Annotated in this window: 28 protein-coding genes, 1 tRNA gene and 1 pseudogene; 19 read left to right on the top strand and 11 right to left on the bottom strand. The window is 67.6% G+C overall.

Features of this window, described 5'->3' with window-relative positions; all coding sequences use genetic code 11:
• Positions 1-115: 115 nt before the first annotated feature.
• Complete coding sequence (locus AB0I10_RS00435) at positions 116-805, bottom strand: 5-formyltetrahydrofolate cyclo-ligase (protein ID WP_363150402.1); 690 nt, start codon at positions 803-805, stop codon at positions 116-118.
• A 111-nt stretch (positions 806-916) separates the two neighbouring features.
• Between AB0I10_RS00435 and galU the strand changes: the two genes are divergently transcribed.
• From galU to AB0I10_RS00400, 7 genes are all read left to right on the top strand, one after another.
• The gene (gene galU / locus AB0I10_RS00430) at positions 917-1,819 is read left to right on the top strand and encodes a UTP--glucose-1-phosphate uridylyltransferase GalU (RefSeq protein ID WP_363150040.1); all 903 of its coding nucleotides are present in this window, start codon (positions 917-919) and stop codon (positions 1,817-1,819) included.
• Between the two features lie 4 nt (positions 1,820-1,823).
• Positions 1,824-3,140: a gephyrin-like molybdotransferase Glp gene (gene glp / locus AB0I10_RS00425; RefSeq protein WP_363150039.1), complete on the top strand. Its 1,317-nt coding sequence runs from the start codon at positions 1,824-1,826 to the stop codon at positions 3,138-3,140.
• A 63-nt stretch (positions 3,141-3,203) separates the two neighbouring features.
• Entirely contained in the window at positions 3,204-3,686 is a 483-nt protein-coding gene (moaC, locus tag AB0I10_RS00420; RefSeq protein WP_363150038.1) for a cyclic pyranopterin monophosphate synthase MoaC, read from the top strand.
• Positions 3,683-4,186 carry a MogA/MoaB family molybdenum cofactor biosynthesis protein gene (locus tag AB0I10_RS00415; RefSeq protein ID WP_363150037.1) on the top strand — a complete coding sequence of 168 codons (504 nt, stop codon included), beginning with the start codon at positions 3,683-3,685 and terminating at the stop codon, positions 4,184-4,186. Before moaC ends, AB0I10_RS00415 begins: the two co-directional genes overlap by 4 nt.
• A 14-nt stretch (positions 4,187-4,200) precedes the next feature.
• On the top strand, positions 4,201-4,824 hold the full coding sequence (locus AB0I10_RS00410) for a GNAT family protein (RefSeq protein ID WP_363150036.1): 624 nt from the start codon (positions 4,201-4,203) through the stop codon (positions 4,822-4,824).
• 151 nt (positions 4,825-4,975) lie between these two features.
• Positions 4,976-6,016 carry a gephyrin-like molybdotransferase receptor GlpR gene (gene glpR / locus AB0I10_RS00405; RefSeq protein WP_363150035.1) on the top strand — a complete coding sequence of 347 codons (1,041 nt, stop codon included), beginning with the start codon at positions 4,976-4,978 and terminating at the stop codon, positions 6,014-6,016.
• Between the two features lie 75 nt (positions 6,017-6,091).
• Positions 6,092-6,164, top strand: a tRNA-Ala gene (locus AB0I10_RS00400).
• A 405-nt stretch (positions 6,165-6,569) separates the two neighbouring features.
• Here AB0I10_RS00400 and AB0I10_RS00395 read toward each other — a convergent pair.
• Positions 6,570-7,745 carry a Cmx/CmrA family chloramphenicol efflux MFS transporter gene (locus AB0I10_RS00395; protein WP_363150034.1) on the bottom strand — a complete coding sequence of 392 codons (1,176 nt, stop codon included), beginning with the start codon at positions 7,743-7,745 and terminating at the stop codon, positions 6,570-6,572.
• 266 nt (positions 7,746-8,011) lie between these two features.
• On the opposite strand from AB0I10_RS00395, the gene AB0I10_RS00390 reads away from it, so the two are divergent.
• Complete coding sequence (locus AB0I10_RS00390; protein WP_363150033.1) at positions 8,012-8,221, top strand: hypothetical protein; 210 nt, start codon at positions 8,012-8,014, stop codon at positions 8,219-8,221.
• Positions 8,222-8,412: 191 nt separating this feature from the next.
• On the opposite strand, the gene AB0I10_RS00385 is transcribed toward AB0I10_RS00390, so the two are convergent.
• Positions 8,413-8,937, bottom strand: a complete 525-nt coding sequence (locus tag AB0I10_RS00385; RefSeq protein WP_363150032.1) for an AbfB domain-containing protein — start codon at positions 8,935-8,937, stop codon at positions 8,413-8,415.
• Between the two features lie 455 nt (positions 8,938-9,392).
• Here AB0I10_RS00385 and AB0I10_RS00380 point away from each other — a divergent pair.
• A pseudogene (locus AB0I10_RS00380) lies at positions 9,393-9,500 on the top strand (IS5/IS1182 family transposase); the annotation flags it as partial.
• A gap of 247 nt (positions 9,501-9,747) precedes the next feature.
• Here AB0I10_RS00380 and AB0I10_RS00375 read toward each other — a convergent pair.
• The 4 genes from AB0I10_RS00375 to AB0I10_RS00360 form a co-directional block, all read right to left on the bottom strand.
• On the bottom strand, positions 9,748-9,996 hold the full coding sequence (locus tag AB0I10_RS00375) for a hypothetical protein (RefSeq protein ID WP_363150031.1): 249 nt from the start codon (positions 9,994-9,996) through the stop codon (positions 9,748-9,750).
• Positions 9,997-10,214: 218 nt separating this feature from the next.
• Positions 10,215-10,505, bottom strand: a complete 291-nt coding sequence (locus AB0I10_RS00370) for a hypothetical protein (protein ID WP_363150030.1) — start codon at positions 10,503-10,505, stop codon at positions 10,215-10,217.
• 2 nt (positions 10,506-10,507) lie between these two features.
• Positions 10,508-10,768: a hypothetical protein gene (locus AB0I10_RS00365; protein ID WP_363150029.1), complete on the bottom strand. Its 261-nt coding sequence runs from the start codon at positions 10,766-10,768 to the stop codon at positions 10,508-10,510.
• 5 nt (positions 10,769-10,773) lie between these two features.
• The gene (locus tag AB0I10_RS00360) at positions 10,774-11,334 is read right to left on the bottom strand and encodes a DUF5994 family protein (RefSeq protein ID WP_363150028.1); all 561 of its coding nucleotides are present in this window, start codon (positions 11,332-11,334) and stop codon (positions 10,774-10,776) included.
• 305 nt (positions 11,335-11,639) lie between these two features.
• Here AB0I10_RS00360 and AB0I10_RS00355 point away from each other — a divergent pair, with 305 nt between their 5' ends.
• Entirely contained in the window at positions 11,640-12,116 is a 477-nt protein-coding gene (locus AB0I10_RS00355; RefSeq protein ID WP_363150027.1) for a DUF5994 family protein, read from the top strand.
• Positions 12,117-12,138: 22 nt separating this feature from the next.
• Here AB0I10_RS00355 and AB0I10_RS00350 read toward each other — a convergent pair whose 3' ends face one another.
• The 3 genes from AB0I10_RS00350 to AB0I10_RS00340 all read right to left on the bottom strand — a co-directional run bounded on the left by AB0I10_RS00350 (position 12,139) and on the right by AB0I10_RS00340 (position 13,699).
• The gene (locus AB0I10_RS00350; RefSeq protein ID WP_363150026.1) at positions 12,139-12,561 is read right to left on the bottom strand and encodes a YjbQ family protein; all 423 of its coding nucleotides are present in this window, start codon (positions 12,559-12,561) and stop codon (positions 12,139-12,141) included.
• A gap of 367 nt (positions 12,562-12,928) precedes the next feature.
• Complete coding sequence (locus AB0I10_RS00345; protein ID WP_363150025.1) at positions 12,929-13,057, bottom strand: hypothetical protein; 129 nt, start codon at positions 13,055-13,057, stop codon at positions 12,929-12,931.
• A gap of 165 nt (positions 13,058-13,222) precedes the next feature.
• A complete protein-coding gene (locus tag AB0I10_RS00340; protein WP_363150024.1) occupies positions 13,223-13,699 on the bottom strand; it encodes an NUDIX hydrolase in 477 nt (158 codons plus the stop codon).
• A 110-nt stretch (positions 13,700-13,809) separates the two neighbouring features.
• On the opposite strand from AB0I10_RS00340, the gene AB0I10_RS00335 reads away from it, so the two are divergent.
• The 5 genes from AB0I10_RS00335 to AB0I10_RS00315 all read left to right on the top strand — a co-directional run bounded on the left by AB0I10_RS00335 (position 13,810) and on the right by AB0I10_RS00315 (position 18,371).
• The gene (locus AB0I10_RS00335) at positions 13,810-15,021 is read left to right on the top strand and encodes a helix-turn-helix transcriptional regulator (RefSeq protein WP_363150023.1); all 1,212 of its coding nucleotides are present in this window, start codon (positions 13,810-13,812) and stop codon (positions 15,019-15,021) included.
• 111 nt (positions 15,022-15,132) lie between these two features.
• Complete coding sequence (locus AB0I10_RS00330; RefSeq protein ID WP_363150022.1) at positions 15,133-15,582, top strand: ATP-binding protein; 450 nt, start codon at positions 15,133-15,135, stop codon at positions 15,580-15,582.
• Positions 15,583-16,432: 850 nt separating this feature from the next.
• Complete coding sequence (locus AB0I10_RS00325; protein ID WP_363150021.1) at positions 16,433-17,035, top strand: hypothetical protein; 603 nt, start codon at positions 16,433-16,435, stop codon at positions 17,033-17,035.
• Positions 17,036-17,550: 515 nt separating this feature from the next.
• Entirely contained in the window at positions 17,551-17,832 is a 282-nt protein-coding gene (locus tag AB0I10_RS00320) for a hypothetical protein (protein ID WP_363150020.1), read from the top strand.
• 176 nt (positions 17,833-18,008) lie between these two features.
• Positions 18,009-18,371, top strand: coding sequence for a hypothetical protein (locus AB0I10_RS00315; protein ID WP_363150019.1), 363 nt, complete (start codon positions 18,009-18,011; stop codon positions 18,369-18,371).
• A 1,415-nt stretch (positions 18,372-19,786) separates the two neighbouring features.
• Here the strand turns inward: AB0I10_RS00315 and AB0I10_RS00310 are convergent.
• Positions 19,787-20,569 (bottom strand): GntR family transcriptional regulator, encoded by a 783-nt coding sequence (locus tag AB0I10_RS00310; protein WP_363150018.1) that lies wholly within the window; start codon positions 20,567-20,569, stop codon positions 19,787-19,789.
• A 250-nt stretch (positions 20,570-20,819) separates the two neighbouring features.
• Here AB0I10_RS00310 and AB0I10_RS00305 point away from each other — a divergent pair, with 250 nt between their 5' ends.
• The 4 genes from AB0I10_RS00305 to AB0I10_RS00290 are packed head-to-tail and all read left to right on the top strand — an operon-like array spanning position 20,820 to position 22,856.
• A complete protein-coding gene (locus AB0I10_RS00305; protein ID WP_363150017.1) occupies positions 20,820-21,128 on the top strand; it encodes a hypothetical protein in 309 nt (102 codons plus the stop codon).
• A complete protein-coding gene (locus tag AB0I10_RS00300; protein WP_363150016.1) occupies positions 21,128-21,340 on the top strand; it encodes a hypothetical protein in 213 nt (70 codons plus the stop codon). The genes AB0I10_RS00305 and AB0I10_RS00300 overlap by 1 nt, the downstream gene beginning before the upstream one ends.
• Entirely contained in the window at positions 21,340-22,671 is a 1,332-nt protein-coding gene (locus tag AB0I10_RS00295) for an FtsK/SpoIIIE domain-containing protein (protein ID WP_363150015.1), read from the top strand. The genes AB0I10_RS00300 and AB0I10_RS00295 overlap by 1 nt, the downstream gene beginning before the upstream one ends.
• Positions 22,668-22,856 carry a hypothetical protein gene (locus AB0I10_RS00290; RefSeq protein ID WP_363150014.1) on the top strand — a complete coding sequence of 63 codons (189 nt, stop codon included), beginning with the start codon at positions 22,668-22,670 and terminating at the stop codon, positions 22,854-22,856. Before AB0I10_RS00295 ends, AB0I10_RS00290 begins: the two co-directional genes overlap by 4 nt.
• The last annotated feature ends 40 nt before the right edge of the window (positions 22,857-22,896 follow it).

The following is a 22,896-nucleotide window of genomic DNA, read 5'->3' as shown; positions in this document are numbered from 1 at the left end:
TTACGGCGAGAACGCTGTAACGCCGTCACACCAACACCATCGGGCGGGCCGGAGATCTTCCGGCCCGCCCGATGGCTTTCCCCGATGGTGTTTCCCGGGGGCGTACGGCCCGGTGTCAGGCCCCCGTACGGCCCCCGCCCGCCCGCGCGAACCGGTGCACCCCCGACGGAGTCACCGCCGCGTGCACATGGCGGTCGTGCGGCTCGGCCGGCACCCGCGCCAGCACCTCCGTGTCGTAGAGCAGCACCACCAGCGCCGGATCGGCCCCGGCCCGCTCCAGCCGCGCCAGCACCCGGTCGTACGAGCCGCCGCCGCGCCCCAGCCGCAGCCCACGGCCGTCCACCGCCAGACCGGGCAGCAGCACCACATCGGCCCCGGTGACGGCCTCCGGGCCCAGCCGCCCGCCGTCCGGCTCCAGCAGCCCGCGGCCCGCCCGCACCAGGCGCTCGGCGCCCTCGTAGGGCGCCCAGTCCAGATCGTTGTCCGGCAGGAGAACGGGCAGCAGCACCCGCACCCCGTCGGCCCGCAGCCGGTCCAGCAGAGCGCGCGTGGAGGGCTCGCTGCCGATCGAGACATATGCGGCGACGGTCAACGGGACGGCCGGAAAGGGAGATTCGCCACCAGGAAATTCGCCAACAGGAAATTCACCGACGGGAGATTCGAGATCTGCGTCACGCTCGCGCGCTTCTTCCCGCGCGGCCCGGAACTCGTCCAGTTCCAGCGTCCGCCGGGCCAGCGCCTCCCCCGTCGCCGTGACGACATCCGGCGGCAACGCTCTTCTAACCTCCAGGAGATCCTGCCGCAACCTGCGCTTTCTACCGTGATCAATGCTCACTGTGGGCCCTTGCTCCCGCTCTCATGCTCTATTCACCAGACCCTCATCATCCTTCCGATAGGGCCGGTTATGGTGGCGCGCATGACCCCATCGCACACGCGGATCAGCAAGGCTGTCATCCCTGCAGCCGGCCTCGGCACCCGGTTTCTCCCCGCCACCAAGGCCACCCCCAAGGAGATGCTCCCGGTCGTCGACAAGCCCGCCATCCAGTACGTGGTGGAGGAGGCAGCCGCCGCCGGGCTCCTCGACGTCCTGATGGTGACCGGCCGCAACAAGCGCCCCCTCGAAGACCACTTCGACCGCAACTACGAGCTCGAAGAGGCCTTGCACCGCAAGGGCGACGAATCCCGGCTCGCCAGAGTCCAGGAGTCCAGCGACCTGGCGACCATGCACTACGTGCGGCAGGGCAACCCCAGGGGCCTGGGCCACGCCGTGCTCTGCGCCGCCCCGCACGTCGGCGACCAGCCCTTCGCGGTCCTCCTCGGTGACGACCTCATCGACCCCCGCGACCCCCTGCTGCAGCGCATGATCGAGGTACAGGAAGAGCACGGCGGCTCCGTCATCGCCCTGATGGAGGTCGACCCGGCGCAGATCCACCTCTACGGCTGCGCGGCCGCCGCCCCCACCGGCGACGACGACGTCGTCAAGGTCTCCGACCTCGTCGAGAAGCCCGACCAGGCCGAGGCCCCCAGCAACCTCGCCATCATCGGCCGCTACGTCCTCGACCCGGCCGTCTTCGAGGTGCTGCGCAAGACCGAGCCCGGCCGCGGCGGCGAGATCCAGCTGACCGACGCCCTCCAGGCGCTGGCCGCCGACCCCTCCCTCGGCGGCCCGGTACACGGCGTCGTCTTCAAGGGCCGCCGCTATGACACCGGCGACCGCGGCGACTACCTGCGTGCCATTGTCAGACTCGCATGCGAACGTGAAGACCTGGGCCCGGACTTCCGGGCCTGGCTTCGCAGTTATGTGACCGAGGAGATGTAAGACGTTGAACGGCACCACCGGCCAGACCAGCCACCAGGACCGCGTCTGGTCGGTGGCCGAGCACCTCGACGACGTCCTGTCGAAGATCCACCCGCTGGACCCGATCGAGCTGCAACTCCTCGACGCCCAGGGCTGCGTCCTGGTCGAGGACGTCAGCGTCCCGGTCGCCCTGCCGCCCTTCGACAACAGTTCCATGGACGGCTACGCGGTCCGTGTCGCCGATGTCGCGGGCGCCACGGAGGAGTTCCCCGCCGCCCTCACCGTCATCGGCGATGTCGCGGCGGGCAGCGGCGAGCTGCCGGTGGTCGGCCCCGGGGAGGCCGCCCGCATCATGACCGGCGCCCCGGTGCCGCCCGGCGCCGAGGCGGTCGTCCCCGTCGAGTGGACCGACGGCGGCACGGGTGAGGGCCCGGCCGCGGCGATGCGCCACCACAGCGCCGCCCCCCAGGACGCCACCGGCGAGGTCCGGGTGCATCGCCCGGTCGTCGAGCGCGCCCACATCCGCGCCCGCGGCAGCGACGTCTCCGCGGGAGAGCCGGCCCTCCAGGCGGGCACGGTGCTCGGCCCGTCGCAGATCGGCCTGCTCGCCGCCATCGGCCGCGGCACCGTCACCGTCCGCCCCCGCCCCCGGGTCGTCGTGATGTCGACCGGCAGCGAACTGGTCCAGCCCGGCGAGGAGTTGGGCCCCGGCGAGATCCACGACTCCAACAGCTTCCAGCTCACCGCCGCCGCCCGGGACGCCGGAGCCATCGCCTACCGCGTCGGCGCCGTCGCCGACGACGCCGAGACGCTCCGCGCCACCCTGGAGGACCAGCTCATCCGGGCCGACATCCTCGTCACCAGCGGCGGCGTCAGCGTCGGCGCATACGACGTGGTCAAGGAGACCCTCGCCGATCTGTCCACCGACGAGGGCCTGGTCGAGTTCCGCAAACTGGCCATGCAGCCCGGCAAGCCCCAGGGCTTCGGCCTGATCGGCCCCGACCGCACCCCGCTGCTGGCACTGCCCGGCAACCCCGTCAGCTCCTACGTCTCCTTCGAGCTGTTCGTACGCCCCGCCATCCGCACCCTGATGGGGCTGCCCGACGTGCACCGCCCCATCGCGCGCGCCGAGTGCACCGCCGCCATCGCCTCCTCTCCCAAGGGCAAGCGGCAGTTCCTGCGCGGCTCCTACGACCCCGCGGCCGGCCGGGTCACCCCCGTAGGCGGCGCCGGCTCACACCTGATCAAGGCCATGGCGCACGCCAACGCCCTGATCATCGTCCCCGAGGACACCACCGAGCTCGCCGCGGGCGGAGCCGTGGACGTCGTCCTGCTCGGGTAGCCTTCCGCCGCTGCGGGTACGGTGTCGTCCCACAGGCGCGGCACGGTCCGGAGCAGGAGAACGATGAGCAGCGGCCAGCAACACCTCACCCACCTCGACGCGGCGGGCGCGGCCCGGATGGTCGACGTCTCCGGGAAGGACGTCACCGCCCGCACCGCCCGCGCCCGCGGTCGCGTCCTGGTATCGCCGCGGGTCATCGAGCTGCTGCGGGGTGAGGGCGTGCCCAAGGGCGACGCCCTGGCGACCGCCCGGATCGCCGGCATCATGGGCGCCAAGCGCACCCCCGACCTGATCCCGCTCTGCCACCCGCTGGCCGTCTCCGGCGTCAAGGTCGACCTCTCCGTGACCGACGAAGCCGTAGAGATCGTTGCCACCGTCAAAACCACCGACCGCACCGGCGTCGAGATGGAGGCGCTGACCGCCGTCTCCGTCGCCGCCCTCACCGTCGTCGACATGATCAAGGCCGTCGACAAGGCCGCGGTCATCTCCGACATCCGCGTAGAGGAGAAGACCGGCGGCAAGTCCGGCGACTGGAGCCGGTCATGAGTCCCGCCCGCGCGCTGGTCGTCACCGCCTCCCACCGCGCCGCCGCCGGCGTCTACCCGGACAAGGGCGGCCCGCTGCTCGCCGACGGCCTGACCGCGATGGGCTTCGAGGTCGACGGCCCGCAGGTGGTCCCCGACGGCGACCCGGTGGAGGCCGCCCTCCGCGAAGCCGTCGCCTCCTCCCACTACGCCGTCATCCTCACCACCGGCGGTACGGGCATCTCGCCGACCGACCGCACCCCCGAGGCCACCCGCCGGGTCCTGGACTACGAGGTGCCGGGCATCCCCGAGGCGATCCGCGCCGCCGGCCGCGCCAAGATCCCCACCGCCGCCCTCTCCCGCGGCCTGGCAGGCGTCGCAGCCACCACCTTGATCATCAACCTCCCCGGCTCGACGGGCGGTGTCCGCGACGGGCTCGCCGTCCTCGCCGAACTCCTGCCGCACGCCGTCGACCAGATCCGCGGCGGCGACCACCCCAGACCCTCCGGGAGCCCGAGCTGAACGCGCCCTGGCCGGTGGTCCTGACGGACGGAGATGTCTCCCTCCGCCCGATAAAGCTGCGCGACCAGCGGCCCTGGCGCGAGGTCAACCGCCGCAACCGCGACTGGCTGCGCCCCTGGGAAGCGACCATCCCGCCGCCCCCGCCCGGCATCCCGTCGCCGCACCGGCCCACGTACCGCCAGATGGTCCGCCATCTGCGCGCCGAGGCACACGCCGGCCGGATGCTGCCGTTCGTCGTCGAATACAAGGGCCAACTCGCCGGCCAGCTCACGGTCGCCGGCATCACCTGGGGCTCCATGTGCTCCGGCCATATCGGCTACTGGGTCGACCAGGGAGTGGCCGGCCGAGGCGTCATGCCGACCGCCGTGGCGCTCGCCGTCGACCACTGTTTCCGCACCGTCGGACTCCACCGCATCGAGGTCTGCATTCGCCCGGAGAACACCCCCAGCCGCCGCGTGGTCGAAAAGCTCGGCTTTCGCGAGGAGGGGATCCGGCCGCGCTATCTGCACATCGATGGTGCCTGGCGCGATCACGTGGTATTCGCCCTCACCGCCGAAGAGGTACCGGAAGGCCTGCTCAACCGCTGGCGGCACCACAAGCCCAGCACACCGGGAACTCCTGGCACACCCCACAAATAAAATAAATGTTCGAAATGCTTCACGGATTGACCGGATTCGCGGCGTGGTGATCTCAACAATCACAAAAAAAGTTCGAGATATCAGCCAGATCGTGCGACACACCGGCCCAATTGGCGTATGGCCCCACGGAAACCCCTCTACCGTGTGAGTTGTGAGAAGCAGCGGCCTCATCTACGCAGTCATCGTCGGGGCCTGGGCCGCCTACTTGGTGCCGATGTGGCTCCGTAGGCAGGACGAGCTCAACGAGGCCCGTCCGACCGAGCGCTTCAGCACTGCCATCCGGCTCCTGTCCGGACGTGCGGCCATGCAACGCCGCTACGCCAAGGGGCAGGAGGAGTGCCCCGCCGACGATGCGGGCGACGAGCAGGACCCGGACGCCGCGGCCGAACCGGCCGACGTCCGGCCCTTCAGTGACCCCGCACCGGCCCCCGCGGCCTCCGGCGACGCCACCCCCACCCGGGTGAAGGCGACCACCCCCGCCCCGCCGCGCCCTTCCGCCGCCGAGCGCACCAAGCGCGCCAAGGTCCTCGCCCGTCGTCGCCGCACCATCACCATCCTCTTCTTCACCTTCACCATCGGCGCCATCGCCGCAGCCGTCGGCGGCCTCCCCTTCCTCTGGGCCCCCGCCATCCCTGCGCTCCTGCTCACCGCCTACATCGTCTACCTGCGCATCCAGGAGCGCCGCCGCTTCGTCTTCACCATGGACCAGCGCCAGGCGGAGGCGGCAGCGCAACGACTGCGGGAAGGCAGGCCCCGCCCCCAGCAGGCGGCCGACCAGCCGCTCGCCGCCGACCACCAGGCCGACGCCCACCCTGACGCCGCCCCCGCCGAGGCCGCCCCGGAACCGCCTCGCCCGGCGACGCCCGCCCACACCGCGGGCCGTCGCGCCCTCGTGGAGGAGACCGACCACGCCGAGTGGGTCGACCAGCAGCGCGAGCGCGAACGCCCACGCCCCGCCTCCGGCAGCTGGGAACCGGTCCCGGTCCCCCTCCCGACGTACGTCACGGCCCCGGTCGCCCCACGCGCCACCAGCCACGTCGACCTGGACGCCGACGACGCCTGGAGCTCCGCCCGCTCCAGCGCCGCCCCCGACCGCCCCCAGCCCGAAACCCCCGCCCGCCGCCCCCGCGGCCGCACCCCCCTCTTCGACCAGTACGAGAACGAGGACCGCCCGCGCGCGGCGAACGAGTGACGGCCCTCCGCTGACCAGCACCGAAAGCGATTTCCGAGCACCGCGAACGAGATGCTAGAGTTTCACTCGTCGCAAGGGCCTGTGGCGCAGCTGGTAGCGCACCTCGTTCGCAACGAGGGGGTCAGGGGTTCGAGTCCCCTCAGGTCCACAGCGGGCCGTTCTTGAGTTAGCTCAGGTTCGGTTGACGAGATCCCGTCCGATCGTGAGATCGGGCGGGATTTTCGCGTTCCGGGGAATCGTTCGATGCCTGTCGCGACCGGATTTCTGAGGCAGTTCAGCATCCGGCCGTCCTGGGCTTGGCGCGGGAACGATCTCGTAGCCGAGGTCGGTCGGCGGGAATCGGTGCGCCGGTAGAGCCAGGTTTCCCGGATGTCCAGGGATCCTGGATGCCCAGGATCCCTACGGCGGTCATGATGGCGATCAGGAGAGTCTGGGTGACCTGGCCAGGGGCAGGGCCGTTTGGTTTTGCTGTTGTAGGGGGATCCAGGTGCCGGTTCTGGTTCGCGAATGGGGAAGACCGTTCACATGAATGGGGTGCCCGGCAGCCGATCCGCTACAGCGCAGCTGTGGGCGGCTTCTCGTGTCGGCTTGCCGTGTTGCGCCGCCGAATCCCCTGGGCCGTTCCGGCAGTTGCGAGTGCGAGGGTCACCAGCAGCGCGCTGACCCACAGTGGTGAGCGGTAGCCGAGACCCGCGGTGATGGCGATCCCGCCGAGCCAGGGGCCTGTTGCGCCACCCACGTTGAACGCGGCCGTGGCGAACGCGCCGGCCAGGGTGGGCGCCTCGGTCGCCGCGTACAGCACCTGTGAGATCAACGTGGATCCGACGGCGAACGAGAGGGTTCCCTGGATGAGGACGAGCACGATCGCCGCCACCTGGTTTCCGGCCGCTACCGCGAAGACGACCCAGCCGATGAGCAGAGCCGCCCCGCCGGTCACGAGGAGCGGGACGGGGCGCGCGTCGGCCATGCGGCCGCCGATGGTGACACCGAGGAACGAACCCAGGCCGAAGAGCGCCAGCATGGCGGGCATCCATGCGGATCCGATTCCGGTAGTGGTGGTGAGCAGTGGTGCGAGGTAGGTGAAGGTGCAGAAAGTCGCGCCGTTCACAAGGGCACCCAGGAGCAGGGTCACAAGAAGCCGAGGGCTGCGCAGCGAACGCAGTTCCCTGCGCGCGCTCGTGGCGGCGGAGTCGGGAGCGCCGGCAGGTACCGACCGCAGGATGGCGATGACGGCGGGTACCGATGCGATGGCCACCGCCCAGAACGCCGAGCGCCATCCCCACAGTTGGCCGAGCAAGGCGCCGGCCGGAACGCCCGCGACACAGGCGATGGTGACGCCACCGAGCAGGACGGAGGTGGCGCGGCCCTTGGCGTTCGGCCCGACCATGGTGGTCGCGGTCGCTACAGCGACCGCCAGGAACCCGGCGTTGGCGAGCGCTGCGACGACCCGCGTGGCCAGCAATATCCCGTAGCTGGTGGTGACTGCGCCGAGGACATGGACGAGCAGGAAGGTGACCAGGAAGGCCAGGAGTGCGCGACGTCGTGACCAGCGCAGACTCAGCATCGCCATCAGTGGCGCGCCGATGAGCATCCCCACTGCGAACGCCGCGGTCAGGGATCCCGCAGCCGGGATGGACACATGCATTTCCCTTGCGATGTCCGGCACTAGGCCGGACAGCATGAACTCGGACGTCCCTTGGGCGAACGCGCCCGTGTCGGCAGGTGTCATTAAGCTGCATCTCGCCCTGGCGCCCTGAGCTGGGGAAACGCGGAAGCAAGCAGAGAGGCTCCCACCTTGGTCGGCGGGAGCCTCTCTGCACGTGACTGTGAGCTGCCCGGAAAGCTCCTATAGCCGTTGTCAAAGGCTGCAGAGGATCAGAATCGTTGGATTCCGCAGGAATCACGCGATTGGCCGCGCTCGCGATGAAACCTGCCGCAGGGGCATGCAAAGTGATCCACATGACGGCAACACACGAAACCCGCAGGGAGATATCCATGTCACGAGCACTCGCGATCAGCGCCGCCCTCGGCCTCGCTCTCGCAACCGGGTTGGCCACGGCCGGATACGCGGTGGCCGCGCCATCAGCCCTTCACACCGCCACAAAGACCACGACGGTCCAGTCCAGCCCAATCACCTCCGTTCACCACGGCGGCGGGGGTCATGGCGACGGCGACTGCAACGGCTCCGCCAACATCTGTGCGTGACACATAGTCCCGCGAGCCAGGGGCAGGCGGAGGAGGAGGGCTGTATGCCTGCGCAGTTCCTCCTCCGTCTCCCTACGCGCAACACCCGAATACCAACTCCCCATATCGCCCGCCTGCACAACCTCACTCTCACGGGGTGACCAGGCAGCGAGCAGTGGGCGGGGCGGAGTGCGGCCGTCGTACCCCTTTGGCTATCTCGGCGGCACGAGGAGGAACGTCGCATCACCCTTGATGTTGGGCGTGTCCTTCTTTCCAATGAACAAGTGCAAGTCCAAGTGGCGAATGTAGTGGTCGGGGAAGTTGTCGGAACGGAATGAAAATCCGTCAGTGTCCCCCAATCCCTCTTCCTTGAAGAACTGGGAGTCCCGCATGAAGGTCTCTCGCCCCGGCCCGTCGGCAGGAGGCTCCTCCAGCAATAGTCGAAAGTTCTTGTGCCTGAAAAACCGTTTAGGGAAGTTGACCGACTTAAGGGCCACAAGCTCGGACCCCTGGAAGCTCCCGCGATGCTCGATCTCGAAGTGAAAATCCTGCCCATGGGCCTTCTCGAACTCGTTTAGCTCGCCCTCGAAGTTTTGGTGTCGAATGAAGAAACCATCTTGGTTCTTCGACTCAAGCATGATGGCCATTCTTGCGCCTCCGATGAGTTCTGGGTCGTCCGGTGACAGGCGGTCACCAGCAGATGATGCAGTCGACATTGGTTTCAGCCGACTAGGCATGAGATCTATGCTCAGGCCCAACTCAAAGCTATGTCGCATCTAGGCCCGCTGCCATCCGGAGGCCAGTGTGATTGCGCTAATCAGACGGAGACGAGCCAAGGCACGGAGGCGGACCCAGGCGCCGCACTCAGAACAACAACACCCGCCACTGACTTTTAGCCGTCTTGATAGCGCTGGGGGTTCGTGAAGTGCAGGTATCCAAAGCCTGCCGCGAGCCCCACAACGAGTCCTTGCGCAGCCAGCACCACACCGTACGCGTGAGAGTCCACTTGATGGATCGCAGTAGTACCCCGATGGGCCCTGCGGCGACGGGCTCGGAGCCGAGTCTGGTGCTGTCCGAAGCTTGACCTGGCGCCACTATGAGCCGAAACCCGGCGTCGAGGTGGAGGAGAGGAGGGCTAGGCAGTGTCCGGCGGGTCTGGTGACTGGGCGGCGTCCATGTCGTTCCGACTCTTGTGGGGCGGGGTGATCTATCCGACGCCGAGTGGGCCCGGCTGAAGTCGCACCTGCCGCGGAACGTCGGGCGAGGCGGGCGGTGGAAGAGCCACCGCAGGGTGATCAACGTCCCTCGGACAGTCCCTGAAGGCTCCTGACTGGCAACGGTCCTGCTGAACAGGAGAGGCGCGGGACATGGGGCGAGCACCCCGGCAAGGTGTTCTCGGGGCTGGACGGCCTCAAGTGGGTGCCCGAGCTGGGTGACGTCGCCGCGTTCGGCTCGGTCGGTAGACCTCGTGTGGTCGCTCCCGCGCGATCCGGCCTCGTTCCAGCAGTCGAGGTATGACGTTTTCTGTTCGGGCCCTGTTCGGGCCGCTATTCCGTAGTGCCGCGGCAGAGGCCCTCGACGCGGAACCACAGGCCCGGGGCGTAGACCGCATGGATGACGGCTTCCTCTCCTCTCGTGACCCGGAGGATTCTCAGGGCCCCGCTGGAAAGTACGTCGTATTGGTAAGTGATCTCGGAATTCCCCTCGACGGTGTCGTCGTAGGAGATATCCGCCCTACGCTCGTTCGCGTATTCGTTTGGCGGCCGATTCTCCACCAGCTTGATGAAGACGCTCATGGGCCAACGGTACGGTCCTTTCGTGAGCTTCGCCCTCCGGGACGAGGGGAGGTCGAGGCGTCCGCTGGCTGGGGCCCTGCTCCTGTTCATGGCAGCCTGGCAGGGGGCGGAGCCTCCTTCACGCGGGGTGAAGCCGATCAAGTCGAGGTGGCGATTCACCGATGCCCCTCAGGTTGCTGACCTGAGGGCTTGTGCAGGGCATGCACTGCACGGGCTGTTCAGACGTCGCCGTGCTGTGGGCGGTCGGCGGCCGAAGCCCGGCTGGTCGCCAGCCAGGATCGCGCGGGTTCGGCGGAATGCGTGGTGTCCACGGTGAGGTGGAGTCGGGTACCGCCTTCGCGGCCGGCCGGGTAGCTGCGTTGTTCGGTGGAATCGAAGCAGTTTCGGAGGACTTCCGCGACGCGGCGGGCGGTCTCGGGGGACGCGGCGACGACGCGGATGTCGGCGTACCCCGCCGGGGGTACCGGATCCGCTGGTGCGGGGGTGGGCGTGGCGTGTGCGGACGTCATGTTCACCGCCTCCGTCCGGAGAAGATCCGGCGGCGTCCGCGGTCCCCGTGCGGTTGCTCGCGGCGGTTACGGGCGAGGAGGGGGCCGGCGGGGTCGATGGTCGACCGGGGGCGCTTCCGGCTGCTGCTGTCGCGCCACGGCAGGACGCCGCTGTAGTGGAAGCTTGCGATCCTTTCGTCGTGCTGGGCGTTGAGCCGACGGATCAGGAGGGCTCCCACAGTGATCAGGCCCAGGATCAAGGCCAGGGTGACGGCGATCTCCACTGCCCTCACATCCCTCGAGCGGAGGGCGGAGGCCCGGTCGGGTTCCCGGCCGGTGGTGGTGTGGTCCCACCCTCGGTCTCCCATTCCCCTTCGCGGTCCCGTGACTCCCTTGCGTCGTCGGCCGCTCGCTCGTCCTCCATCAGCCTGCTCGCGGTGAGGAGGCCTCCGGGGGTGGTCGCGCCGGACATCAGCCTGGCGGCCGCGGCCGGGTCGGCCTCCGGCGGGATGATCAGCAGGTCCAGGCGCTCCGCGGTGTAGGAGAACACGAGGAGCTTGTGAGGGTCCTGCTCATTCGTGAACCACCCCACGTGCACCGTGTGTCCGGTGACGGGAACCTTGCGCGGGATCACGGGCCAGAAGGCCGGATTCACCGTGACGTGGGTAACCCGCCCCCAGGAGTGGTCCAGCCTCTCCGCCAGTGCGGGGAGCTCGCGGGAGAGGTCACGCGAGCGAGGCCACCAGGCACCGTCCAGAAGCCCCGGCACCGTTCCCGGCGTCAGGGACACGCGAGCGGGCGGCGAAGGGGCATGCTCATCGGTGGTCGTACGGTCGACAGTGACAGCCATGATGCGAACCCTGTCCCGGGCTCTTCGTCGACGGCCCGGCAGTGCGAATCGCCGGGAACGACACCCGCATGGGCGCCGGTGTGCGAAGTGTTCCCGGTTTCTTCACCCTACTCCGGCAGGCGGGTCCGCAGGCCTCGCGCGACCAGGCAACCTTGCGGGAACGCGGGCGTGCGACGACCCTGTGGGCGACCCGCCGCCGGCCTGCGGAGTACGGAGTGATTACTGCGAGCGCTTCGCCCGGTGCTGCCGGCACAGTTCGGACGACGAGCGAATGCGCGTAACTCTCGGAGACAGGCGAGCACACCATGGCCGATTCCGACACCCCACGCCTTCCCGGGCTTCTGCCGGAAGCGATTGACCATTCCGTGAGACCCGGGACGGCGCTCCTGCGGCTGGAGACGACGCAAGAGCGCGGGGGAGTCCTGGACGGCGCGTGGTGGCCGCGCTCCCGCGACATCGGTGCCGAGCTTCCCGGCCTGATCACTGCCCTGACCGAGCGCCTCGGCCCCGTCACGCGCGTCGGCCTGGACGCGAGTGCCTGGCAGGAGCTCCCGACGCGGCTGACCATTGACGACCGGGTCGTGCGCATCGACTCCTTCCCGGTCGGTGACGACACGGTCCTCATCACCCGGGGCGAGAACGATCACTTCGCTCTGCTGGTGGTCCCGCCCGACGCGACGCCCGACGCGGCACGTGCCGCGATGGCCAGGGCCGTACGGGCCGACAACGTCACCCGGGCCGAACAGATCCTCATCGACACCGGCAGCACCCGGCAGACCTGAACGCCGGGGCGACGGCTCGGGGTCAGCCGAGGAAGGACAGCCGGACCTGGCGGTCGGGGCCGCCCCGGTTGGTGGTCACCAGAACGACGGACTGCGAGGTCCCCAGCTCCAGCTCACCGCCGACCACGGGCAGCGTGGCGTGGGGCGGGACCAGAGCGGGGAGCATGTGATCGTGGCCGGGACCCGGACCGCCGTGGCGGTCTCGCCGGCGGTCGTCCGCGGAAAGGATGCCGCGGAGGGCCGCCAGCAGGTCGTTGTCACTGCCGGCCCCGGTCTCGATGACGGCCAGGCCGGACGTTGCGTGCGGGGTGAAGACGTTCAGCAGTCCGTCTCTCCCGTGAGCGACCTCCCGGAGGAACACGGAGCATGCGTTCGTCAGGTCGTGCATGGTTTCGGCGGAGCCGGTTGTCACGTCGACGGTGCGGGTGGTGAAGGTGCCGGTCATGGTTCACCAGTACCCGCTGTACAGGAGCAGCGCTGACGGCTGGACGGGTTGTTCCGCCGGACTCCGATCACCGAAGCCACCCCGCCGCTCGACCCACGTCAAGGGCCGGTCGGTTCATCCCTGTTCGCGACGTACAGGCAGGACTAGGCCCTGTCCGACGGGTCGTGTGACCGGGCCGGCCTTCGCATCGTTCCAGACGTGCGGGGCTGGGTGATCTGTCGGATCAGGAGTGGGCTCGGCCGGACCCGTGCCTGCCGAAGAACGTGGGACGGGGCGGCCGCTGGAGGTGTCACCGCAACGCCTGGCCCCGCACAGCGCGAAGCCCCCGGCCTGTCCATCCTCGTCATGGCCGGGGGCTTCGTAATGGTCAGGGCCTCTCGGGGTCCGGGTCGTAGTCCCCAGGGTCTTCCTCGGTGTTCTCGTCCTCGTCGGCTGCGTCCGCGTCCTCGGCGGTGATGCCGGGGTCGGCATCGCTGTAGTCGTAGTTGCTGCTCATGTCTCCGTCTACCCGTCGGTGGACCTGTTCCCCCGGTCAACGAGCCCCCCGGTGGGGGAGATGCTCGTCCGAGCGTGTGAGCCGATCACAATGACCGATCGGACACGCCATAGGGCTTGGGTGCGGGCTAGACAGTGTCCGGAGGTCCTGTCGGACAGGCTCTACCTAGCCGGCCGGGGGCTCGCCGTGCTCAAGGTACTGGGGGTGTGCCTGGGCTCGGGCTGTGATCGCTGCCTTCACCCGGCGTGCTAGCCGGGGGATCAAGAGCTGATCAAGCGACTCTGCGGGGTGGAACTCGGCCGCCAGCAACTCGTCCGGGGCGAGCTTGATCGCAGCTACCTCGTCCGGGCCAAGCTGACCACCGTCGAAGACGTACAAGACCTTGTCGCCTTCGGCGTCGCTCGGAGCCCAATCAATGACCAGTAGCGGCCCGATGGCGGGCGTGAGGCCCAGTTCCTCCTCGACCTCGCGTCGGCAGGCAGTGAGGGGGGATTCCCCGTGCTCGATGTATCCGCCGGGGATCTCCCACATGGGCTTGTAGGAGGGCTTGACCAATAGGACGTGGTCCTGGCTGTTGAAGAAGAGCGCGCCCGCTGCCATCCGCGGGGTTGCCATGCGCTGTTCCTGCTCGTTCTCGGTCATGAATCGAACCTACCGGGCCACTCATGGGCACCTCGGGGTTGCCCTATCACCTGTCGTCGTTCGGGACGTCGTGTGACACTCGGTTGGGCAGACCGATGGGAGGGGCGGCCATGCGCGGCATGACTGATCATCTTGAGTTCGGCAAGCGTGTGAAGTTCTACCGTAAGCGCCGGGGACTGCATCAGCGGCAACTCGGTGAGCTGCTGAGGCGGTCCGAAGACTGGGTGTACCGGGTGGAGTCCGGTCGGATTCCTGTGAACAACGTCAAGATGCTGGCTGACCTCGCTGATGCGCTGCGCGTGCACATCGAAGATCTTCAGGGGGCTCCGGCCCTGCTGGAGGACCAGGACGGATTGGTGGGCAGCGTGCCAGCCATCCGAGCCGCGCTGATGCAGTCTCGTCGGCTGGCCGGCTCATTGTTCGACGACAGAGAGCCGCTGCGCCTGGAGCGACTCCGCGTAGAGGTTTCCAATGCTTGGGATCTGTACCAGTCGTCTCAGTTCTCTGAGCTGGCGGAACGGCTGCCGGGGCTGTTGGCAGACGCGCGATTGGCGGCGCATGAGTCGCGGGCGGGTGACGAGAGGTCTCAGGCGCTCCGGCTGTTCGCGTTGGCGTGCCATGTAGCGACGGCGCTGCTCCGGAAGCTGGGTGAGACCAACCTGGCGTGGACGGCCGTGGACCAAGGTGACATGGCGGCGAGTGAGTCAGGGGACCCTGCCGTGATGCTGGCTCTGCGGCGGGGAATCGCGCATGTCCAGCTCGGGGCCGGCATGGCTTCAGAAGCGGTGAACGGCACGCTGGACAGTGCCGATGACCTCGCGCCGGGATGGTGGGAGTCGTCGCCTGTTGCGTTGTCGCTCTACGGAACGTTGTTCCTCAACGGCTCTGTTGCAGCTGCTCGGATGCGGAACCGCTCCCTGACCGAGTTCATGCTCGGCAAGGCTCAGGAAGCTGCTGATCGCCTTGGCGCTGACGCGAATGAGATGTGGACTTCCTTTGGGCCGGCGAACGTCGAGATTCACCGGCTGGCGGCTGCGCTGGAGTTCGAGAACACCCAGTTGGCGGTCGAAATAGCGCCACGAGTCAGGGCTGTGGGCCTGCCTGTGGAACGGCGCGCTCGGCTGCGCCTGGATGTTGCTCGGGCCTATGGGGAGGCGGGCCGGACGGATGAGGCGGTGGATAGCCTCAAGCGGGCCTACACAACTGCTCCGGAGCAGATCCGGGTTCACGAGTTCGCCCGCGACCTGGCGCGGCGGCTGCATCGTCGTACGCAGCGGCGGGACGCGCAACAACTTGCGCTAGCACTTGGGGCAATCGAGTAGTACAGAACAAAACGGAAATTTGGCGGACCCGGAATTTCCTTCCGGGTCCGCCTTTGTGTTGTCACCTACCGTCACGGCATCAACATCCAGTGAGCACCTGGAGGGCGGCGAATGACGGTGAAAGGCATGGTGACAGTGGCCCTGAACCGCAGGGCAGCCACCAAGAACCAGCCGGTGGTCAGTCGTTGGACGCGGCATCCGCGCTGCGTTGGTCTGGCACGCGCTGAATTGCGCATGCTGCTTGACAGTTGGGGGCTCACCGTCGTCTCTGACGCTGCGCTCGTGGTGCTGTCCGAGTTGCTGACCAACGCCATGCGCTATGCCCGGGTCTCCCCTGACAGGGAGATCGAGACGCGGTATTTCCGCGAAGCAGATGGCGTTCGGATTGAGGTGCACGACGCTGCCAGGAACTGGCCGCAACCGCGTATGCCCGACATCTACGGCGGCCGGGGCCTGGTGGTCGTTGCCGAGCTGGCTGACCGCTGGGGTGTGGAAGTGAGTGACGGTAACGGGAAGTCGGTGTGGGCCGTCGTCACGGCCGCCGGCAGAGGTGAGGCGTGATGGCGCGGGTGCAGGCATTAAAGGTGCGGAGCGGTGACGTGGTGAGCGTCGGGGGGCGGTGGCGAGAGGTCAAGGCCGTTCGTGCTGCACGGCGTGCGTCGGGGCGCCCTGCGGTGGTGCTGATCTTCAGGGATGGACCTTCGCTTCGCGTTGACACCAAGGATTCGTTGGCAGTGGCTCGTGATGGGCGGAGGGGGTGGTGATGACGGTGTGGCGGTTCGTGGACTGGGTGTTGCAGCTCGGCAGGTCGCACGGGTGCCAGACCCTGTTCTCTTGGGCGCCACTAGCCGCGATGGCCGGCGACGGGGCGACACAGTGAGTGGCCGTCACGCACTGCCCCGTCCCACGGTGGACGGTGTCCTGGCGTCCGTGTGGGGCTTGGGGACGGCTGCCACCCTGGCGCTGCTGGCGGTAGTGGCCGCAGACAGCACTGCGCACGCCATGGACGCTCCCGTACCGGCCTGCTTGCCCGACGCTGCGTCAGAGCTCGCCTCGGCACAGACGGCTCCTGGGTGTCCTTGCTGCGGTGGCACCCAAAGCCCCTAGACCCCGGCGGTCGGGCGGCGAATCCTTCATCCCGCCTGGCCGCCGGGTTACCAACTCCGCTGACGGTTCTGTACGCCATCCACGCCCGTGCAGGCCGCTGGGCGGGAACGGTGTCTGGCCGAACTTCCCTGGCAATCGGACGGGCAGACAACGGTGCCGGTCGCTCACCCCCGAGGGTGACCGGCAGCACATCCGCAGCGCCACGAGAGGCGACCGCCAAGCGGTGACGAGATGGACAGTGACAGGGATTTCAACTATGAGGACGACGCAAGTGTCTAAGTGCCCAATGCGCAAGCCTTCCTTGGTGCCCTATGTCGCGCTGTGGTCTGGTGAACGTGCTGGGCTGGAGAGTGAGCTGGTGGTGGAGGTCGGTCGGGGTGGGCTGAGGCTCGGCTACGAGAACGAGCGTCCGGAAGACCGTGCCAGCAGCAGTGACGTCTTGTGTGCACGGGTCGAACAGTCTCCCGGCGTGGGTCGTCCGCTGTACGACAGCATGCACCCGGCGCGTCAGTACGTCGCGATGTATTCGATGAAATGCCAGGTCTGCGGCCAACCGGCGTCTCGGAACAAGGACGGTTGGCTGTTCCTGGACTGGCGCAAGCCTTACGACCCGCCCACCTGGCCGGAGGGGGCACTGACGGGTATGCCGCCGCTGTGCGACATCCACGCTCGCTCGTCCATCGCCGAGTGCCCTCACCTCAGGCACACGGAGTTCGTCGTCCTCAGGGTGCGGACACCTCGTCTGTGGGGTTTCTCCGGTACGCCGTACATGCTGACGGCCAATGGCTGGACGGTGAAGGAGAACGATGCGCTCTTGCCCATCGGTGATCCCGGCCTTCGTGGGGTGGTCGCCTCGCGTCTCATCCGCGAACTGCGCAATGTCAGCGTCGTCGGCGGTGGCTCGTGACGGGCGGAGGGGGCGGTGATGGCGATCAGGCGGTGTGGCGGTTCGTGGACTGGGTGTTGCAGCTCGATAGGTCGGGGAACTCGCGGCCCATGTTCGAGATGGCCTGCATGTCGTGCGACGCGGAATCGGACACGACAGAGTCCCCAGAAGGTCCGCAGAACTGGGCACTCAAGCACGCGGGCCGTACTGGTCACGACTTGTTCCAGGCCGTGAATACGTCCTTCTTCCGTGCAACTCCAGTGGATCCCGCGGTCGTTGTTCGACTGCGAAGCGATCACGAACAGCCGGAAAGCCGGCCGGTTCCGTAGCGGTAGCTCAAAAGATCCCGGAGCTCGCAAAGCAACCGAAAGAGCATGACCGGACCACCCCTTGAACCTTGGCGGGCGGGGGTGGTCCGGCTAGGAATCCCTGATCAGGACCCTGGTGCCGATGGTACCGGGGCGGTTGTCGTGCTCGCATGCAACGGGCCCCGTTGGTCAGAGTTGAGTCAACGCACGGGGGAAGGGGCCCGAGAGATGAGCGGCCACGTCGAAGGAGTGGGATTCGAGGGTGGGGACTTCGAACCTGAAGCGACTTTGTGGGTGCGCGGGGTGGACTACGTGGCCGGCTATCGGGACGCGTCGGTTGCCGGAGCGGAGTTGGCGGAGGCACTGGAGGCCGTGGGTATGGACACCTCCGACGTGACCGTATGTGCGCACGCTGGACCGGATGGCTCGGGACTGGTGCGCGTGGCGTTGTCGCCAACTGCCGTTCGCCAGGTGGCCGCGCTGGTGCGGGCTGCGGCGAAAGCGAACTGATCCGGCGGACGCGTGCCGTAGGCGTCCGATACCGGGTGCCCGGACCCTCACCGACGTAACTTATTAGGATAAGAGCTTGCCTGTGGAGTGACGTGGACGCATAGTAGTTACTTGTTAGGACGAGAGCCTGTCGGATACCCGGCGCACTCGTCGTCAAGCATGCAAAGGGAGTTCACATGAAGACTGTTTCCGCGCGTCTGCGGTCGCTTCTGGTCGTCGGTGCCGTGACGGTGGCCGGCCTGGGCGTAGGGGCGGCCAGCGCTTCGGCGGCTACGGCTCCGGAGCCTTCGCAGTCTGCATCTGGTGTGCAGGCGGGGTCGACGGCGACCGTGAGCGTTGATGGCTTGCGCCTGCGGTCGGCTCCGAGTTTCAACGGATACACAAAGGGGCTGCTGTACGGCGGCGATCCGATATTCGTCAGGACCACCTTCGCGTCGTCGTACAACCCAGATTGGGTGGAGGTGGTGTTGACTCAGCGGAGTGCGGGTGGTCTGCCTTACGAGACACGTGGGTACGTCTGGAAGGACTACCTGCGGTAGCCCCTGAGCCGTGATCGTGTGGCCCTCTTCTGCTTCGGCGGTTGGGGGCCACACGCGTATTCCGCATTTCCTTCCGGGCGGCCGGTTTTTTTAGTGAGTGGAATGCCTCCGGCGGTTTATTTCGCTGAGCGGAATGCCCGGGAATAGCCCGTTGGCAAATGCTTGCGCGGGCCGGATCAGGCTGATTGGCTGGTTTGTTCGTCGGCAGGGTGGCGTGCAAATAGGAGTTGAGCGAGTAGCGGGGGTGCATGGTCATGAATGCGGCGGTGCCTTGGAACGATGACGGTGATGAAGTCGTCTGGGTGCGGGGTGGGGATTACCTGACTGGTTGGCGCGAGGCGGATGATGCGGCGACTGCCTTCAACGCGGCGGTTGTCAGGGCGGGTTACAGCGCTGAGCTGCTTCGGGCGTCTCCGCATGTGGGTCCGCTGGGTGAAGGGCAGGTCTGGCTATCCCCAACTGCTGTGCGCCTGATGGCGCGACTGCTGGAGGATGCGAGATATGTGCGCAAGTGGTCTGCGTAGCAGGGGTGTTGAGCACCATTCGCAGCGGTGGTCGGCGGGGTCGCCCGGTCGTGGGGCGGGGTCTGTGGTGGGAAACTTGAACGAGTGTGGTCGGTGGTTACCTTCACCACGTCTGGCCTTGGCGACGGACGGTGCGCCCTCGATTGCCTGCGCTGAGCGGAGCGCCCACACGGCGCCTGGCCACATCGCGGCAGCAGAAGCTCCCCCTGTGCCACGGCCGGGGCGGCAGGTCCGCTCACGCGCCCGCATCCGTGACGGTGGCGGTACGGTGGCCGGCCCAGCTCCGGGGAGGCGGACGGCATCGGACGCGCCACTGCCCACCCTCCCTTCCGTAGCCAGCCTCCTTAGCGGGTCCATCGAGCTGCTGCGGACGGCAGCGTTGGCGTCACGTAAACCGCCCAGCGGTGCCGGTAGTGCTCTCGAACGTGCAAGGTCCGGAAGCTGCGGCCGGCCGTGGCTGCGGCCTGAGATTGGGGGATCAGATGGCAATGAGCCGGAACTTAAAAACTCGGCAGGGCAGTGAGGTGCACATTGAGGAAGACGCCCGGGGTGTGCAGTGGGTGGTCTGTGCGGGCTGCCGCAAACGGATGATCGTTACGGGCCTTGGCGCGCCCCGATCGAAGGCCGCGCGGCACGCACAGACGTGCCGCCGCTGATGCGCGGTGCTGAACCCCTGGCCGTCCGGCTCGCCCGACCGGGGCCCCTGAGGGCAAGCGAAAGGCCCCCGCTGGTTGTTGACCGGCGGGGGCTTCGCACGTGTCAGTGGGCCTCGGTGGAAGGGCGGCGGGCGTCCGGACGGGACCGGCCGAAGGCCGCACGCCCGGCCGGTGGGCCTGGCCGCCCGGCGCGCCGTAGGCGCGCCCTTGAGTAAGTGAAGAAGATTTACACCGGTCAGCTTCGGGCCGTGCGGGGGCGCTTAGCCGGTGCCTTCTCCGGGACGATCCGGTAGGCGAGTCGGGACGTGGCAGCGGTGCGCAACTCCTCGCAGAGAAGCGGGCGGTCATCGTTCCCGTAAGTGACGCGGTACGTGATCAGGATCGGGCTCGCGTCCGACAGGCCCAGGGCCTGCCGTTCATCCGGCAGCGGCGTCCGCGCGGTTACGTACTCCTGCCACGAGAGCTCGTGACCGGCTTTTTCGAGGTGCGCGTATAGATCGGCAACTGGGGCATCCGGCGCCTCGGCGAGCGCGGGCGCCTCGGACGCGACATCGATAGGGATCACCACCCGCTGCGAGACCCGTGCGCCGGAGGCGGGATCGACCATCGAATGATCGGCACTGAAAGCGTCTGCGGCGTCATCTTCGCGCCGACGGAAGAGCTCGGCATAAGTACCGGTGAGATGGGTGCGGGTAACGCCCGGTTCCTCTCGCTTCTCCAGTTCCGGGATGGAGTAGCGCTTCCCTGAGCGCGTGATCGTCCTGACAAGAGCGGAGGTCGGAGCAGCTGTTGGCCGGACGAACGTGCCTCGGCCGTGCCGACTCTCCACCAGCCCCATGGTCTTGAGTTCGGCGACGGCGGCCCGTGCGGTGGGGCGGCTGATGCCGTAGCGCTCCATGAGGTCCGTTTCGCTCGGGAGCTTGCTGCCCGGCTTGTACTCGCCTTCTTTGATCGCTTGCGCAAGTCGGCCAGCGACCTGCAGATACATCGCGGTGGGACGGATGATGTCGCCCGGCATCGATAGCTCCCGTGGTCAAGGTCGCTTGTCAGCGGCTCGTGGTATAGGCGTCAGACGGTCACTCGTCAGAATAAGGGCTTGCTTACTCCCATCTCAAGGTGCAACATACTCATCACTTATTAGGACGAGAGGCGTACTGATGAGATGTGCCCTCCGTCCTCAACGTGGGAGGCGAACAGTCATGCAATCCATGCCCATCGACGTGGCACGGCTCGGAAACCTGATGTGCGTGGTACCCCCGGAGCCTCGCGTGAACCCGGATACGGGTGAGGTGCGCAAGGACAGGGACGGCAACACCGTCTATGTGGTCGGTGTCTCGGTCCGTCAGAGGGAACGGCGGCGCGCGGACGTCATCGAAGTGTCAGTCCCGGGAGAGCCGCGCGGAGTCTCCGAAGGCATCCCGGTACTGGTCGCGGACCTGGTGGCAACGGCCTGGTCGATCGGTGACCGGTCCGGAATCTCGTTCCGCGCCTCTGGGATCACCCCGGCCGGTCCTCCCGGTGGACCTGCGGCCGGCGCTCCGGCTAATCGCGGTAAGTCCAGCGGCGGTGAGTCCTGATGGCACTGCACGACGTGGATGACGCGGACGTGAATCGGCTGAGGACTCACCTCAAAGTCCTGGCCGGTGTCGCGCCGCTGCTGGACGTGGTGGTGGACCTGGGCACTGTGCGCTGGCTCTTGGGCCTGGTGGATCAGAACGGCGTACTGGCTGCCCATCACGCTCGCATGGTGCTCATCGACCTGGGCGACGATGGAAAGGACGGCGCGTAATGCTGTGGAGTCTGGTGGTCTGGCTGGCATCGGCTGCGTTGATCCTGGGGGTTCTCACCCAACGATGGTGGGACCCATGGCTAGCGAGATCGGGCATCGATTGGCGGGCTATTCCCTGGCGCTGGTACCTGAGCGGGTATCCGGCGACTGTCGTGCGGATGCGGTGGCGCTGGAAGCAAGTCTGCTTGATCAACGATCTGTCGATCAGCCGGAAGCCGACGCGGGCTGTGGTCGGTGACCTGGCGGTCAAGGGGACGGCTCTACGGCCGATCGCACCGAGCCTCGGACTGCCAAGGCTGACGAAGACGGGTCTTGTCGTTCGGGTGCGTCTGAATCCGGGCCAGACTCCGCAGCCGTTCATAGCTGCGGCTGAGGCGCTGGAGCACGCCTGGCGGGTGCACCGCGTACGGATCAGCTCGCCCCGCCGTGGCGAACTGATCGTGACCGTTACAGCCGGCGACTCCCTCCGCGGTAAGGGCACAGAGATTCACCAGGCACCGGAGCGGCTGTTGGCTGCACGGGTCGGCCGGATCGAGGACGGCGGCGCCTGGGTGCTGGACCTGCGCAAGGTGCCTCACTGGCTGGTGGTCGGGGCAACGCAATCGGGCAAGTCCACGTTCCTGGCGGCCTGGGTGCGCCGTCTGGCTACTCAGCCGGTTGCCCTGGTCGGCATCGACTGCAAAGGCGGCATGGAACTGGGCCTGTTCGAATCTCGGCTGTCAGCTCTTGCCTGCTCCCGACTGGAAGCTGTCGGCCTACTGGATGCCCTCGTGACCGAGTTGCAACAGCGCATGGCGGTCTGCCGTGCGGCGAGAAAGCGCTCGGTGTGGGAGCTGCCAGAGGACGAGCGGCCCGTGCCGATCGTGGTCCTGGTCGATGAGTTGGCGGAGCTGTACCTGTCGGACGGTTCCCGACAGAGCCGCGACGAAGTGGCGCAGTGCTCAACCCTCCTTCTTCGGATCGCACAGCTTGGGGCAGCCCTGGCAATTCACCTGGTCATAGCCGGGCAGCGTGTCGGCTCCGAACTGGGCCCTGGCGTAACTGCCCTGCGGGCTCAGCTCGGTGGCCGCGTCGCACACCGAGTCAACGACTCGAACACGGCTGAGATGGCGCTCGGGGATCTGTCACCGGATGCGATCGCGGTTTCCCAGTCGATCAACGAGGACGAGAAGGGCGTTGCCGTGACCACAGTCGGCGCCCGGTGGATGCGCGCTCGCTCTGATCTCACCACTACGGATCAGGCACGGGCGGTCGCAGACGAGAACGCGCACCGGACTCCAAACCTGCCTGCGCTGGCGCGCGCCGTCATGGCTGGAGGGAAGCAGATATGACACAAAATCAGATCTACATCACCGTGGCGATCACAGCGATCGTCGTGTTCATGCTCGTCCGGTCGGGCGAAGTGCGTTGGTGGCAGGCATTCAGCGCGTCACTGCTGGGCTTTTGCCTCGCGCTGACGCCAGTGGGCTCGATGGTGATCTGGGCATTCAGCCTCTTCATGGGCATCTTCGGCTGAGGTCGCACCGAGTAGACGAGGAAGAACACATGAGGGCATT

Origin of the sequence: Streptomyces sp. NPDC050636 (assembly GCF_040654775.1) — a bacterium.
Classification (GTDB): Bacteria; Actinomycetota; Actinomycetes; order Streptomycetales; family Streptomycetaceae; genus Streptomyces.
This window is presented reverse-complemented; position numbering and strand designations above follow the sequence as displayed.